Below are 15,418 nucleotides of genomic sequence, written 5' to 3'. Positions count from 1 at the left end.
GCTTTCTTCCTGTGCGTAGTTTTTAGTCAAAAAAAAGCCCCGTACTACGACGGGGCCGGGCTGCTTATTTAGCTGTTATTTATCCAGCGCGTAGGCAATCACGTAGTCACCACGATCCGGCGACTGGCGTGCACCGCCGGCAGAGATCAGAATGTACTGTTTGCCGGTTTTCGGTGATACATAGCTGACAGGTCCGCCCTGGCTACCCACCGGGAGACGCGCTTTCCACACTTCTTCCCCCGTGGAGGAATCAAAGGCGCGCAGGTAGTAATCCTGGGTTCCCGCAATGAAGACCAGACCGCCCTGCGTGGCCAGCGTACCGCCCAGCGTCGGCATACCGACAGGCATTGGCATGCGCATTTTTATCCCAAACGGACCGGTATCCTGAACGGTACCGACCGGCACCTGCCAGACGATTTTCTGCGTTTTCAGGTCAATTGCGGAGAGGGAGCCAAACGGTGGTTTCTGGCACGGAATGCCCAGCGGTGACATGAAACGGTTTTTGTTGACCGAATACGGCGTTCCTTTCATCGGAACGGCGCCCATCCCGGCGTTCACGGCTTCACCGCCTGTGTTTGCCACCGCGCTCTGCGGATCTTGTTTAATCAGCTGGACCCACAGACCCAGACGCATGTCGTTGACGAAGATGTACTGGTTGTTCGGATCGGTGGACAAGCTGCCCCAGTTCATTCCCCCCAGCGAGCCCGGGAAGCTCAGGGAAATATCGGTTCCCGGCATCGTGTACAGACCGTCATAACGCATTGATTTGAAGCTGATACGGCAGGCCAGCTGGTCAAACGGCGTCGCCCCCCACATATCCGATTCTTTCAGGGTTTCCGCGCCAATCTGCGGCATTCCCACAGAGCGCGGCTGCGTTGCCGGGTACTGTTCACGTGGAATATCCGCTGGTTTTACCGGAACCTCTTTCACTTCAGTGAGCGGTTTACCCGTCAGGCGATCAAGAACGTAAATTTGCCCCGCTTTGGTGCCCACCACCACCGCGGGCTTGTTGCCCTCTTTCGTCGGGAAATCAACCAGGCTCGGCTGCATCGGGATATCGAAATCCCAGAGGTCGTTATGCACGGTCTGGTATACCCACTTCTCTTTCCCGGTAGTCGCATCCAGCGCGAGGATTGAGGTGGCGTATTTGTGATCTTCCGGAATACGGTCAGCGCCCCACAGGTCGACAGAGGAACTTCCCATCGGGATAAACACGGTATTCATCGACGCATCCCAGGACATAGGGGCCCAGGAGTTTGCAGAGCTACGTTTGTAGTGTTCGCCCGGCTTCAGAACATAGTTCGGATCCGGATTACGCGGGTCGAACGCCCAGCGCAGCTGGCCGGTGATCACGTCATAACCACGTATAACGCCTCCCGGCATATCGGTGCTGACGTTATCCGCAACGCGGCCGCCAACGACAACCGTCGTACCCGCCAGCGTCGGGGCCGACGTCAGCACGTAGGTGGGATCTGACGCGTCGCCCATCCCTTCATGCAGGTTAACGCTGCCGTTAGTACCGAAGTCCGGGCAGAACTTGCCGTTATCGGCGTCTAACGCGATCAGCTTACCGTCGATGGTGTTCATCAGGATACGACGCTGGCATGCAGCGCCCGGTGCCACCTGCGCTGGCAGAACCGGCGTGGAGCCGGCTACCGTTGGCTGCGCCAGCGGTTTGGTGGCATCAAAGTACGCCAGACCACGGCAGCGCATCCAGATTGCAGACCTGGCGTTGATTTCCGCTTTCCAGATCTCTTTCCCGCTATCGGCATCCACGGCGATCACGTTGTTATGCGGCGTACAGAGGAAGACACGATCGCCAACCTGTAGCGGCGTTTGCTGATCTTCTGCGCCATTGCCGTCCGGACTTTCCGGTACGTCACCGGTATGGTAGGTCCAGACCGGTTTCAGGTTTTTCACGTTGTCACGGGTTATCTGGTCCAGCGCCACAAAGCGACTACCGCCAGCCGTATTACCGTAGTGATCCCAGTTCTGCTGTTTCGCATCATCTTTTACCGGCACCAGCGGGCGTTTTTCACCGCTAAACGGCACGGTCGGATGGGGTTGAAACATCTGAACAAAGGTGACGCCCATGGCGACAATAAGGACCGCGCAGACCCCCAGGGCCCCTTTTACGCAGGACGGTTTTCCTTCACGTTTACGCAATGCAGGCCAGGTGGCGGCTGCCAGCACCATCAGCCCGGCGGGTACCATTAAACGGGAAACCAGCGGCCAGAAGTCGAGCCCGGCATCGAAAAATGCCCAAATCAGGGTACCAAGAAACACCAGGGCAAACAGCCCCACGGCAGAGGACTTGCGGCGGAAGAACTGAATCGCAGAGAGCAGAGTGATAACCCCGGCGATGAGAAAATACCAACTCCCCCCCAGGGAAACCAGTTTAAAACCGCCGATGGCAAAAAAGAGCCCCGTTACAAGAAGTATCACACCCACCAGCAGGCACCACGGGCCTAACCAGCCGGATGGGCGGGGATTATTGTCTGACATAAAAATGAATCTCCTGATTACTTTATAACAGCAGGGTTTTATTGACTGCCACGATGCTAAAACCCTGCATAACATCGATTGTTCGTGTGCGAATCATAAGTTAAAATTATAATGTAGACAAAATGTATTCTGTCGGAAGAAAAGAAAACTCACTAAAGTGCAGGAACATAACAAAATAAAAAAATGGGATATCACTCTGTAATTCGCCAATACCAGAATATTTGACCAGTCAGTTCCGGCTTATGCGATGAATATCAGGTTTGCCGACAAGACAGCCCGGATAACGTAAGATTTTTGCATGATGAGAATTAACTTATTGCCTATTAATTAAGCTTCACAAACACGATCAGCTCGCGGATTTCACGATATACGTCACTACACCAAAGATATCGAGCGTATCGTCGCTGCCGACAATAATCGGTGAATAGGCGCTGTTCATGGGGTTGAGTTGAATATTGGGACGCAACTGGAGGCGCTTCACGGTAAATTCGCCCTCTACCGCCGCAATCACGATATCGCCATGCTCAGGCTTGCGGGAACTGTCCACCACCAGCAAATCACCGTTATTAATCCCCCCTTCTATCATCGAGTCACCGGCGGCTTTGACAAAGTAAGTGGAGCTGGGATGGGCGACTAATAACTCGTTTAAATCGATACGCCGCTCTACATAATCCGCTGCCGGGCTGGGGAAGCCGCACTGTACTAAGTCGCTGAAAAGTGGAATAGCAACGATTTCACGCAACTCTGCGGGTCTGAAAAAGATCATGATAAATACCTCCATACTGTTTTTATATACAGTAGTTTTAACTGAGGTATCGATCAAGCCATGTCAGCGTAAGCGGCTGGCTACGCCTTAACCGCTTCGCTTATAACCCCCTATAGCAATGAAGATTATTTGCTTTGTAAATTTTTACGTATGAGCAAGCTTAACGCGTCATAAAACATCACTATCAAATCACTTACTAATGACTTCTAAATACACAAAACACAACTTAGCCTCACTGCACAATCACTATCCATTGACTTTCTATTTAGACTGGCGCATATTTTACAGCACAAATTAACAAGACAATTTTTGGAGGACGTTTTCTATGCCCGCCCGTGATTATCCCGATAAGCGTGTTGCTCGCGGTGTCGCAAAGGAGGCCGAACTCAGGATGTTAAGCGCGCGCATCGATCCTGCGCTGATGGAGTACATCCGCATTACTGCGTATGAAACACGGAAAAGTAAGCAGGAAATCGTGGCGGAAGCATTAGCGCTTCACCGCCAAAGAAGTCAGATTGGATCATAAACAGCAAAAGCCCGAAAAATCCTCCGGGCTTTTGCTGCCATCGGGATTACCCCACCAGCGAATTTAACGTCTCCAGCGCCTCAGGCGGCAATACCAGATCGGCTGCCGCCAGGTTTTCACGCAGATGCGCCACCGACGAGGTTCCCGGGATCAAGAGGATATTTGGCGAGCGTTGCAGCAGCCATGCCAGCGCCACCTGCATCGGCGTCGCGCCCAGTGAATCCGCCACCGCCTGTAGTCCGGAAGATTGCAGTGGCGTGAAACCTCCCAGCGGGAAGAACGGCACCCAGGCAATCCCCTGCTGCGCCAGCGAATCGACCAGCGCATCGTCACCGCGATTCACAACGTTGTACATGTTCTGTACACACACCACGGAAACCATCTTCTGCGCTTCAGCGACCTGCGAAGCGGTGACGTTGCTCAGCCCAATATGGCGAACCAGCCCCTGCTGTTGCAGCTCCGCAAGGGTGCTCAGCGGCGCGGCAATCGAGCCTTCCGCCGGTCCGTGGGTGCTAAACATGATCCGCAGGTTAACCACGTCCAGCACATCCCGCTTCAGGTTACGCAGGTTGTCATGCACCGCCTGCGTCAGCTCCTGCGCGGAAAACGCCGGCAGCCAGGAGGCATCCTCGCCGCGTCGGGCTCCGATCTTGGTCACAATCGTAAGGTCGTCCCGGTACGGATGAAGCGCCTCGCAGATAAGCTGGTTGGTCACATGAGGTCCGTAAAAATCGCTGGTATCAATGTGATTCACACCCGACGCCACCGCTTCACGCAGCACCGCCAGCGCCGCATTTTTGTCTTTTGGCGGACCAAAAACGCCAGGCCCGGCAAGCTGCATCGCGCCAAAGCCAAATCGTTTAACCGTACGCGTTCCGAGCGTGAACGTTCCGCTTTTATCTATGCTGCTCATGCTGACCTTCCTCATAAAAAATGATCCGGATTTACAACAGGTTCCGCAACGAAACCATTAGTTAAGCAATAGTAAAATTAAAGTTTAAATTCGCTACGACGATAGTATTGATGTAACCCTGCCTCTTCTCTTACGGATGACCGCCATGCTGAAAAATCTGCACGTGATTACCGGTATTATCTTTGCCCTCACCATATTCTGTCTGCTGCAAGTTGTCACGGGAGGGTTGTTCTACTCTGCCGTTAACAACGATCGTCACAACTTTCAGAACTCCGGGTTACTCAATGCCCAACAGGAGAGCCTGAGCGACAGCGTGAACACGCTGGTGAAAACGCGCGTTACCGTCACCCGCGTGGCGATCCGCTACCTGAAAAACCAGCGCGATCCGGCCTCTCTCGCAGCAATCAACACGCTGTTGGGCACCGCGAACGGTTCGCTGACCAAAGCCGAAGACTATTACAAAAACTGGCAGGCGATTTCGCAGGTGAAGGGCCAGAATGCCGCGCTCACCGAAGAGATGCAGAAAGCCTGGAAGCAAATGCACGAGGTGATGCGATTGTCCATTGAGTATCTGCGCGCCGATAACTATCAGGCCTATGGCGACCTGGACGCCCAGCAGGCGCAGGATGAGATGGAGGCGGTCTATACCCGCTGGCGCGCTGAAAACAACGTGCTGCTGAAAGCCGCCGCCGAAGAGAATCAGAGCAGCTTTACCCAGATGCAGTGGACGCTGGCGGCGATCTTCCTGACTGTGATCGCCGTGCTGGTGGTGATCTGGCAGGGTTTACAGCACCTGCTCCTGAAACCGCTCAACGCCATCATGAACCATATTCGCACCATCGCGAGCGGCGATCTGACGCAAAATGTCGCGATTACCGGGCGCAACGAGATGGGCCAGCTGGCTGCTGGTCTGCACGAGATGCAGCAGTCGCTGGTGAGCACCGTCAGCGCCGTGCGCGGCAGCACAGATTCTATCTACACGGGCGCAGGAGAAATTGCCGCCGGGAGTAACGACCTTTCCGCGCGAACCGAGCAGCAGGCAGCCTCGCTGGAAGAGACCGCCGCCAGTATGGAAGAGCTGACTGCCACGGTGAAACAGAACTCGGATAACGCCCGTCAGGCGACGCTGCTGGCGAAGAATGCGTCTGAAACCGCCGCTCGCGGCGGTCAGGTGGTGGATAACGTGGTGCGTACCATGAATGACATTGCCGACAGTTCTCAGCAAATTGCGCATATCACCGGCGTTATCGATAGCATTGCCTTCCAGACCAACATTCTGGCGCTCAACGCGGCGGTTGAAGCCGCCCGTGCCGGGGAACAAGGTCGCGGCTTTGCGGTCGTGGCAGGTGAAGTACGGACGCTGGCCAGCCGCAGCGCGCAGGCGGCAAAAGAGATCAAAGGGCTTATCGAGAACTCTGTCAGCCGGGTGAATACCGGCTCGGAACAGGTGAGCGAGGCGGGTGCGACCATGAAAGAGATCGTCGCGGCCGTGACGCGCGTAACCGATATTATGGCTGAGATTTCCTCGGCGTCTGACGAGCAGAGCCGCGGTATAGAGCAGGTCAGCCTGGCGGTCTCGCAGATGGACAGCGTCACACAGCAAAACGCCGCGCTGGTACAGGAGTCGGCAACGGCGGCGGCAGCGCTGGAAGATCAGTCTGAACAGCTGCGTCAGGCCGTGGCGGCATTCCGGCTGAACGCTCAGGCATCGCTGGCGGCTCGCCCTAAAAACGTGAAACCGCCCGTACTGCTGCGCCCGTCAGCGGCAGGCGCGAATACAGCTGACGCGAACTGGGAAACCTTCTGAGTGACAGGCGGGCATCTCGCCCGCCTTCCTGATTAGCGGCTGCGCTTGGCGTGGCGCTCCCAGTTATCTCGCTTCGCATCCTCTGACTTACGCAACGAGACATAGCATGCTCCGCTGCCGCCGTGATGCGGCTGCGCTTCGCAAAAGGCCTGTACTTCGTCGAACTCGGTCAGCCAGCGCGCAAGATAGCTGCGCACCACGTTAGGATGCGACTGCTGTTCACGCCCTTTACCATGCACGATGATCAGGTTGCGTAGCCCGTCACGTCCGGCCTGGCGAATAAAGGAATAGACCAGCTGGCGGCATTGCTCCGCAGGCTGGCGTAACAGCGTTAAGCTGGCCTGACGGGAATATTTGCCGGAACGCAGCTTATCAAATACCCCCTGCTGTACCCCTTCGCGCTGGTACATGAGCGGCTCGGCAAGGGGCAACAGTTCCAGAAACCCCAGGGTCAGAAAGTTATCGAGCTGCTCAGTATCTATTTCCTGACGCGCCCGCGTGTTGCGGCTCTGCTGCCAGTGAATATCCGCGCAGCGTTTGAGCGGCTGGACATCCTCCATGGCGTCAAGAAAAAGTGATTTGTCGTCAGGGTTCATGGAAATCCTCCGGCTACATCTGAGTGATGTACTATACCTGCGCCCGTTGCGGGTCTCAATCATCCAGGCACGGGTTCAAATAATGGCTTAAGGAACAGATAATCGCAGACGCAATAAATTTAATCTAACCTTAACTTAAATTTCAGCCGTAATTAATTAAATAATTTACGTTAAAAAATCGTGAAATCAATCACTCAACGTCCTTCTCTTTTAAGAAAAAGCTGTTATAACTTAATAAACCTGCCCAATGGATAATACATGTAGGATCCGCGAAAGGACGCACGACTGTGTGTACTGTGGAGTCTGTCTGATGTCGGGCAGACTCTATTTTTTTATTGTTGTTATTTTTATTAAATTAATTTCCTGGCTTCCCTTCGAAACTGCGTGATTAATGATTCGGCAAGCGGTGTCTGGCGAGAATCACGACGCTGAATTAAATAATATGCTGCTTTAGGCAGAGTTTCGACAACCGGCAGCATTATCAGACGGTGCGCCAGAAGCGGATCACAGCCCAGCTCCTGCGGTAAAATGCTGATGAAATCGCTTTGTGCGACGAGGCTAATACAGGAGGAAAAGGTCTCACAGACAACGCCAATTCGCGGTATTTGAGATCGATGGCTAAAAGTATCCTGCAACTGCTTATAATAACTTCCCCGGGGCGTAGGCATCGTCCAGTTATATTGCAAAAGCTCATTAATTGAGGTCGCCCCTGTCGCCGGATGCCCTGCCCGACAAAATACAGCAAAAGGCTTTTCGAACAGCTTTTCAAACGTAAATTCGTGATCGTACGGCCCCTGATAATAGGTATTGATGGTAAAGTCCAGCTCACCCTGACGTAATTCATTAATCATCGACACCAGCTGGCCTTCCATAATCCGTACGTTGACCTGAGGATGCTGCGCATGAAAACGCGTAATGACGGCCGGCATCAGGCTGCGTGAAATACTGGCCCCCATCCCAATATTGATCTGCCCGGCAAGCTCGCCCTGTCGCTGGCGGATGTCATCCTGCGCTGCACGCAGCTCTTCCAGAATCAAATTAGCGCGGTGATAAAACCCTTCCCCGCACTCGGTCAGCGCGACGCCTTTACTCCGGCGCACAAACAGCTGGGCCGCCATACCCTCCTCCAGCTCTTTAATGGATTTGGTCAGCGCCGGCTGGGAAAGATTTAACGTCCTGCTGGCACCGCGAATGCTGCCCTGACGCGCCACTTCAACAAACGCCCGGATTTGATGAAATTTAATCTGAAATGACATAGCTCAACCGATAACCGTTGTTTATCAGAGTAAAGAAACTGTCATCTACTTTAATGGAAAGGGATATGCGAGGGTAATTTCTGAACGGTTAAAACTGTGAAAAAACGGTTAGTGATAAGTAAAAACTATCACAACGTGAAGCAGTTCACATTTTTTATGATGACAGGAGCAGATATGGACACACTGGCACAGTACATCCAGACATTATCCCCCCAGTTGATCGCATGGCGTCGCGATTTTCACCATTTTGCGGAATCCGGCTGGGTAGAGTTTCGAACAGCTGCGAAAGTCGCGGAAATCCTCGACTCGCTGGGCTACGAACTGGCGATGGGTCGCGACGTGGTCGATGCCGAAAGCCGTATGGGACTGCCCGATGATGCCACCCTTTCGCGAGAGTTTGCCCGCGCCCGGGCGCAGGGTGCGCCGGAGAAATGGCTGGCGCCGTTTGAGGGCGGATTTACCGGCATTGTGGCGACCCTGAATACCGGACGTCCGGGCCCGACGCTGGCGTTTCGGGTAGACATGGATGCACTTGATTTAAGCGAAGCGCTTGACGAAAGTCATCGCCCCTTCCGCGACGGTTTTGCCTCCTGCAATGCGGGAATGATGCATGCTTGCGCGCACGACGGCCACACCACCATTGGTCTGGGGCTGGCGCAGGTGCTTAAGCAGAATGAAGCGCAGCTCAACGGCACCATCAAGCTAATTTTCCAGCCTGCCGAAGAAGGCACCCGCGGCGCGCGCGCCATGGTTGCCGCCGGGGCGCTGGACGGCGTGGATTATTTTACCGCCATTCATATTGGTACCGGCGTGCCTGCCGGAACGGCGATCTGCGGCAGCGATAGCTTTATGGCCACCACCAAGTTCGACGTGAACTTTACCGGCGTTGCGGCACACGCGGGCGGTAAGCCGGAGGACGGACGTAACGCTCTGCTCGCCGCCGCGCAGGCCGCACTTGCCCTGCACAGCATTGCGCCACACAGCGAAGGCGCCTCCCGCGTCAACGTCGGGGTGATGCAGGCAGGTAGCGGACGCAACGTGGTGCCCGCCAATGCCCTGATCAAGGTTGAAACCCGCGGCGAAACCGAAGCCATTAATCAGTATGTCTTTGAACGCGCGCAGGCGGTTATCACCGGCGCGGCCGCGCTCTACGGCGTAAGCGCCGAAATACGCCTGATGGGTGCCGCCACCTTCAGCGCGCCGACGCCGGCCTGGGTTGCTTATCTGCGCGAACAGGCGAGCCAGGTTTCCGGAATTGAGCATGCAATTGATAAGGTGACAGCGCCTGCGGGCTCCGAAGATGCCACGCTGATGATGGCCCGCGTTCAGCAGAACGGCGGCATGGCGTCGTATATGGTCTTCGGCACCGAGCTGAGCGCCGGACATCATAACGAAAAATTCGATTTTGATGAGCAGGTGATGAACGTTGCCATCGAAACGCTGGCGCGAACTGCGCTTAATTTCCCGTGGACGCGAGGTGTGTAATGCAGGAGAACTACGCTTTTATCGCCGATGCCATCGACACGCGATGTCAGACGTTTACCGATATTGCCGACGACATCTGGGATCATCCCGAAACGCGCTTCGAAGAGTTCTGGTCCGCCGAACGGCTCGCCAGTGCGCTGGAAGCCGAGGGCTTTGCCCTGACGCGGGAAGCCGGAGGCATTCCCAATGCCTTTATTGCCAGCTACGGCAGCGGCAAGCCCGTTATCGCCCTTCTGGGCGAATACGATGCCCTGGCCGGGCTAAGCCAGCAGGCGCACTGCGCGACGGCGCAATCCGCCACCCCGGGGGCGAACGGCCACGGCTGCGGGCATAACCTGTTAGGCACTGCTGCCTTCGCCGGGGCGGTGGCGGTGAAAAGCTGGCTGGAACAACACGGCGGCAGCGGAACGGTACGATTTTACGGCTGCCCCGGCGAGGAAGGCGGCTCCGGTAAAACCTTTATGGTACGTGAAGGGCTGTTTGACGACGTGGACGCTGCCGTGACATGGCACCCGGAGGCCTTTGCCGGGATGTTTAACGTCAGCACGCTGGCCAATATTCAGGCCGCCTGGCGGTTTAAGGGGATCGCCGCTCATGCCGCAAACTCCCCACATCTGGGGCGCAGCGCGCTGGATGCCGTGACGCTGATGACCACCGGTACAAACTTCCTCAACGAACACATCATAGAAAAAGCGCGCGTTCATTACGCCATCACCGATACCGGCGGGATTTCGCCCAACGTGGTACAGGCCCAGGCCGAGGTGCTGTACCTGATCCGCGCCCCGGAGATGGCCGATGCGCAGCAGATCTACGCGCGCATCGAGAAAATCGCCCAGGGTGCGGCGATGATGACCGAAACCACCGTCGAGTGCCGCTTTGATAAAGCCTGCTCCAGCTATCTGCCGAACCGTACGCTCGAAGCGGCGATGTACCACGCATTGCAGCATTATGGCACGCCGGCCTGGACGGAAGAGGAACGCGAATTTGCCCGTGAAATCCGCGCCACGCTCACGGCAAACGACCTGCAAAACAGCCTGAAAAACATTGCCGCAACGGGGGGCGAAGAGGGAAAAGCGTTTGCCCGACGCCATCAGGAGACGCTGCTGGTGGATGAAGTTGCCCCTTACGCCATCACCGATAACGTGCTGGCAGGCTCCACCGATGTGGGGGATGTCAGCTGGAAGATGCCTGTTGCACAGTGCTTTAGCCCCTGTTTTACCGTCGGCACCCCACTGCATACCTGGCAATTAGTGGCGCAGGGGCGTACCTCAATTGCCCATAAAGGCATGTTGCTGGCCGGAAAAGTGATGGGCGCGACCGCGCTGCATCTGCTTCAGGATGCCGACCTGTTGCGAAAATGCCGGGAAGAGTTCGAACAACACATAACAGAAAAACCGTACGAGTGTCCGATCCCGCAGGGCGTGACACCGTCACCTTTAAAATAAAAAAACACAACACAACACAACAACAGTCCCGAGGAACGCCCATGAGTATGTCTTCCATACCTTCGCATTCCCCATCCGGTAAGCTCTATGGCTGGGTTGAAAGGATCGGCAATAAAGTGCCGCACCCTTTCCTGCTTTTTATCTATTTAATTGTCATCCTGATGGTCGCGACGGCCGTGCTGTCCGCCTTTGATGTGAGCGTGCGCAGCCCGGCCGACGGCAGCATGGTGGCAGTGAAAAACCTGCTCAGCGTTGAAGGGTTGCACTGGTTTTTGCCGAACGTGATTAAAAACTTCAGCGGTTTTGCGCCGCTGGGCGCCATCCTGGCGCTGGTGTTAGGCGCGGGACTGGCCGAACGCGTGGGTCTGCTGCCCGCGCTGATGGTGAAAATGGCCTCGCACGTCAGCGCGCGTTATGCCAGCTATATGGTGCTGTTTATTGCCTTCTTCAGCCATATCTCGTCCGACGCGGCGCTGGTGATCATGCCGCCGATGGGGGCGCTGATTTTCCTCGCCGTTGGCCGTCATCCTGTTGCGGGTCTGCTGTCGGCGATTGCGGGCGTCGGCTGTGGGTTTACCGCTAACCTGCTTATCGTGACCACCGATGTGCTGCTCTCCGGCATCAGTACGGAGGCAGCCAGCACCATCGATGCGACTATGCACGTCAGCGTGATCGACAACTGGTACTTTATGGCCAGTTCGGTGATTGTCCTGACGATTGTCGGGGGGCTGATTACCGATAAGATCATTGAGCCGCGCCTGGGTAAATGGGAAGGCCGGAGCGATGAAAAGCTGGAGACGCTGAGCAAAGAGCAGCAGTTCGGCCTGCGCGTAGCCGGGATCGTCTCGCTGGCGTTCATTGCGGTGGTGGCGCTGATGGTGGTGCCGGAAAATGGCGTGCTGCGCGATCCGATCAAACACACCGTACTGCCCTCGCCGTTTATACAGGGCATTGTGCCGCTGATAATTCTCTTCTTCTTCGTCGTTTCGCTCGCGTTCGGCATCGCCACCGGCAAAATCCGCCGTCAGGGAGATCTGCCGCACCTGATGATCGAGCCGATGAAGGAGATGGCGGGTTTTATCGTGATGGTGTTCCCGCTGGCGCAGTTTGTCGCCATGTTTAACTGGAGCAATATGGGCAAGTTTATGGCCGTGAGCCTGACGGACGCGCTGGAGGCGGCGGGGTTGAGCGGTGTTCCGGCGTTTGTCGGCCTGGCGCTGCTGTCGTCCCTGCTGTGCATGTTTATTGCCAGCGGGTCGGCCATCTGGTCGATTCTGGCGCCCATCTTTGTCCCCATGTTTATGATGCTCGGCTTCCATCCTGCGTTCGCCCAGATCCTGTTCCGTGTCGCCGATTCCTCGGTGATCCCGCTGGCGCCCGTGTCACCCTTCGTTCCGCTGTTTTTAGGCTTCCTGCAACGCTACATACCGGAGGCTAAGCTGGGTACCTACTATTCGCTGGTTCTGCCCTATCCGCTTATCTTCTTAGGGGTATGGCTGGTGATGCTGGTGGCGTGGTATCTTGTCGGCCTGCCGATTGGACCGGGTGTTTACCCGAGGCTGAACTAAGGAGTACTGATGCTGAGATTACTCGAAGATAAGATTGCGACGCCGCTGGGGCCGCTGTGGGTTATCGCGGATGAAGCGTTCAATCTGCGCGCGGTTGAATGGGAAGAGCACAGCGACCGGATGGTTGAGCTGCTCAACATCCATTATCGCGCCGAGGGTTACGAGCGTATTACTGCCCGTAATCCTGGCGGGCTGAGCGATAAACTGACGGCCTACTTCGAGGGCGATCTCAGCATTATTAATACCCTGCCAACCGCCACGGCGGGCACCCCTTTCCAGCGCGAGGTGTGGCAGGCGCTGCGTAATATTCCCTGCGGGCAGGTGATGCACTACGGTCAGTTGGCAGAACAGCTTGGCCGTGCCGGCGCGGCGCGCGCGGTCGGTGCGGCAAATGGCTCTAACCCCGTCAGCATTGTGGTGCCTTGCCATCGCGTGATCGGGCGCAACGGCACCCTCACCGGCTATGCCGGGGGCGTACAGCGCAAAGAGTGGCTGCTGCGTCACGAAGGGTATTTTCTGCTGTAATTCCCAGGCTTTTTGTGCTTAATTTTCTTCCTGTTAGGTCCATAATCCTTAATCATTCTGTGGAATTTCAAGGAGATGGCAACACGCTGCCGTCTCTTGTCTTTATTGGGGGTTTGCCAGACTTACGTCCTTACCAAAAAGATGTTAAAATTGACCAATATCAATTAAGGCTTGAGCAAACCTATGATCCCGGAAAAGCGAATTATACGACGCATTCAGTCTGGCGGTTGTGCTATCCATTGCCAGGATTGCAGCATCAGCCAGCTCTGTATCCCGTTTACTCTGAATGAGCACGAACTCGATCAGCTTGACAATATCATCGAGCGCAAAAAGCCTATTCAGAAAGGGCAGACGCTGTTTAAGGCGGGAGACGAACTGAAATCGCTCTATGCTATCCGTTCTGGCACTATCAAAAGCTACACCATTACCGAACAGGGCGACGAGCAGATCACCGGCTTCCATCTGGCAGGCGATTTAGTCGGCTTTGACGCCATCGGCAGTGGCCATCACCCGAGCTTTGCTCAGGCGCTGGAAACCTCTATGGTCTGCGAAATTCCGTTTGAGACGCTGGACGATCTGTCCGGTAAGATGCCGAACCTGCGTCAGCAGATGATGCGTCTGATGAGCGGTGAGATTAAAGGCGATCAGGATATGATCCTGCTGCTTTCCAAAAAGAATGCCGAAGAGCGTCTGGCCGCCTTTATCTATAACCTCTCCCGCCGTTTCGCGGAGCGTGGCTTCTCCCCGCGTGAATTCCGTCTGACCATGACGCGCGGCGATATTGGCAACTATCTGGGCCTGACCGTGGAAACCATCAGCCGTCTGCTGGGTCGCTTCCAGAAAAGCGGAATGCTGGCGGTTAAAGGTAAGTACATCACCATCGAAAACGGTGAAGCGCTGGCCATTCTGGCGGGTCACTCACGTAACGTGGCATAACTCTCCCGGATATCTTATGCCAGGTCGATAAATTTTCATGATTATTGATCTGGCAAAAACTTCCCCCCTGTTTCATTCAAGATATATAGGTTACTCTTTTACTTACAGACTGTGGTGACAGTAGTAAGGAGACCTGTATGGCAAAGTATCAAAACATGCTGGTGGCTATCGATCCTAATCAGGACGATCAGCCGGCATTACGACGTGCTGTGTATTTACATCAACGGATTGGTGGCAAAATTAAAGCCTTTTTGCCGATTTATGACTTCTCATACGAGATGACCACCCTTCTGTCGCCTGACGAGCGCACCGCTATGCGTCAGGGAGTGATCAGCCAGCGTACCGCGTGGATCCGCGAGCAGGCGAAATATTACCTGGAAGCGGGCGTACCGATTGATATCAAAGTGGTCTGGCACAACCGACCTTTCGAAGCCATTATTCAGGAAGTGGTGGCCGGTGGGCATGACCTGCTGCTGAAAATGGCGCACCAGCATGACAAACTGGAATCCGTGATTTTCACTCCAACCGACTGGCACCTGCTGCGCAAATGCCCTTGCCCGGTATGGATGGTGAAAGATCAGCCATGGCCTGAGGGCGGGAAAGCCGTCGTGGCGGTGAATCTGGCCAGCGAAGAGGATTATCACAATTCGCTGAACGAGAAGCTGGTGAAGGAAACCATCCAGCTTGCCGACCAGGTTAACCACACCGAAGTCCATCTGGTGGGTGCCTATCCGGTTACGCCAATCAATATCGCCATCGAGTTGCCTGAATTTGACCCGAGCGTGTATAACGACGCGATTCGCGGTCAGCATCTGCTGGCCATGAAAGCGCTGCGCCAGAAATTCAGTATCGATGAGAATATGACGCACGTAGAAAAAGGGTTACCGGAAGAGGTTATTCCGGATCTGGCGGAGCATTTGCAGGCCGGGATTGTGGTGCTGGGCACCATTGGCCGGACCGGTATCTCTGCCGCGTTCCTGGGAAATACCGCCGAGCAGGTGATTGACCACCTGCGCTGCGACCTTCTGGTCATCAAACCGGATCAGTATCAAACGCCGGTTGAACTGGACGATGAGGAAGACGATTGACC

13 protein-coding genes are annotated in these 15,418 nt (G+C 55.4%); 8 read left to right on the top strand and 5 right to left on the bottom strand.

What is annotated here, in order from left to right; genetic code table 11:
- Positions 1–75: 75 nt before the first annotated feature.
- Complete coding sequence (locus tag INF61_RS21435; protein WP_033487076.1) at positions 76–2,505, bottom strand: glucose/quinate/shikimate family membrane-bound PQQ-dependent dehydrogenase; 2,430 nt, start codon at positions 2,503–2,505, stop codon at positions 76–78.
- A gap of 346 nt (positions 2,506–2,851) precedes the next feature.
- Positions 2,852–3,271 (bottom strand): translesion error-prone DNA polymerase V autoproteolytic subunit, encoded by a 420-nt coding sequence (locus INF61_RS21430; RefSeq protein WP_003857514.1) that lies wholly within the window; start codon positions 3,269–3,271, stop codon positions 2,852–2,854.
- 325 nt (positions 3,272–3,596) lie between these two features.
- On the opposite strand from INF61_RS21430, the gene INF61_RS21425 reads away from it, so the two are divergent.
- Entirely contained in the window at positions 3,597–3,797 is a 201-nt protein-coding gene (locus INF61_RS21425; protein WP_003857516.1) for a hypothetical protein, read from the top strand.
- Positions 3,798–3,843: 46 nt separating this feature from the next.
- Here INF61_RS21425 and INF61_RS21420 read toward each other — a convergent pair whose 3' ends face one another.
- Positions 3,844–4,710, bottom strand: a complete 867-nt coding sequence (locus INF61_RS21420; protein ID WP_193548111.1) for an aldo/keto reductase family oxidoreductase — start codon at positions 4,708–4,710, stop codon at positions 3,844–3,846.
- Positions 4,711–4,855: 145 nt separating this feature from the next.
- Between INF61_RS21420 and INF61_RS21415 the strand changes: the two genes are divergently transcribed.
- Complete coding sequence (locus INF61_RS21415) at positions 4,856–6,517, top strand: methyl-accepting chemotaxis protein (RefSeq protein WP_049012582.1); 1,662 nt, start codon at positions 4,856–4,858, stop codon at positions 6,515–6,517.
- Positions 6,518–6,549: 32 nt separating this feature from the next.
- Here INF61_RS21415 and smrA read toward each other — a convergent pair whose 3' ends face one another.
- Positions 6,550–7,113 carry a DNA endonuclease SmrA gene (smrA, locus tag INF61_RS21410; RefSeq protein WP_015570640.1) on the bottom strand — a complete coding sequence of 188 codons (564 nt, stop codon included), beginning with the start codon at positions 7,111–7,113 and terminating at the stop codon, positions 6,550–6,552.
- 350 nt (positions 7,114–7,463) lie between these two features.
- Positions 7,464–8,369: a LysR family transcriptional regulator gene (locus tag INF61_RS21405; protein WP_032648168.1), complete on the bottom strand. Its 906-nt coding sequence runs from the start codon at positions 8,367–8,369 to the stop codon at positions 7,464–7,466.
- A gap of 174 nt (positions 8,370–8,543) precedes the next feature.
- Here INF61_RS21405 and INF61_RS21400 point away from each other — a divergent pair, with 174 nt between their 5' ends.
- From INF61_RS21400 to uspE, 6 genes are all read left to right on the top strand, one after another.
- Positions 8,544–9,854: a M20 family metallo-hydrolase gene (locus tag INF61_RS21400; protein ID WP_032671083.1), complete on the top strand. Its 1,311-nt coding sequence runs from the start codon at positions 8,544–8,546 to the stop codon at positions 9,852–9,854.
- The gene (locus INF61_RS21395) at positions 9,854–11,299 is read left to right on the top strand and encodes a M20 family metallopeptidase (protein ID WP_033487077.1); all 1,446 of its coding nucleotides are present in this window, start codon (positions 9,854–9,856) and stop codon (positions 11,297–11,299) included. Before INF61_RS21400 ends, INF61_RS21395 begins: the two co-directional genes overlap by 1 nt.
- A 41-nt stretch (positions 11,300–11,340) precedes the next feature.
- Positions 11,341–12,867 (top strand): p-aminobenzoyl-glutamate transporter, encoded by a 1,527-nt coding sequence (abgT, locus tag INF61_RS21390; RefSeq protein WP_047741336.1) that lies wholly within the window; start codon positions 11,341–11,343, stop codon positions 12,865–12,867.
- A gap of 9 nt (positions 12,868–12,876) precedes the next feature.
- On the top strand, positions 12,877–13,392 hold the full coding sequence (gene ogt, locus INF61_RS21385) for a methylated-DNA--[protein]-cysteine S-methyltransferase (protein ID WP_015570643.1): 516 nt from the start codon (positions 12,877–12,879) through the stop codon (positions 13,390–13,392).
- Positions 13,393–13,575: 183 nt separating this feature from the next.
- The gene (gene fnr / locus INF61_RS21380; protein WP_000611906.1) at positions 13,576–14,328 is read left to right on the top strand and encodes a fumarate/nitrate reduction transcriptional regulator Fnr; all 753 of its coding nucleotides are present in this window, start codon (positions 13,576–13,578) and stop codon (positions 14,326–14,328) included.
- Between the two features lie 137 nt (positions 14,329–14,465).
- Positions 14,466–15,416, top strand: a complete 951-nt coding sequence (gene uspE / locus INF61_RS21375) for a universal stress protein UspE (RefSeq protein WP_006808916.1) — start codon at positions 14,466–14,468, stop codon at positions 15,414–15,416.
- Positions 15,417–15,418 lie beyond the last annotated feature (2 nt).

It is taken from the genome of Enterobacter cloacae complex sp. P18RS, from assembly GCF_014982105.1.
Taxonomy (GTDB): Bacteria; Pseudomonadota; Gammaproteobacteria; order Enterobacterales; family Enterobacteriaceae; genus Enterobacter; species Enterobacter hormaechei_C.
The sequence above is the reverse complement of the archived record's forward strand: the minus strand, read 5'-3'. Positions and strand labels throughout refer to the sequence as shown.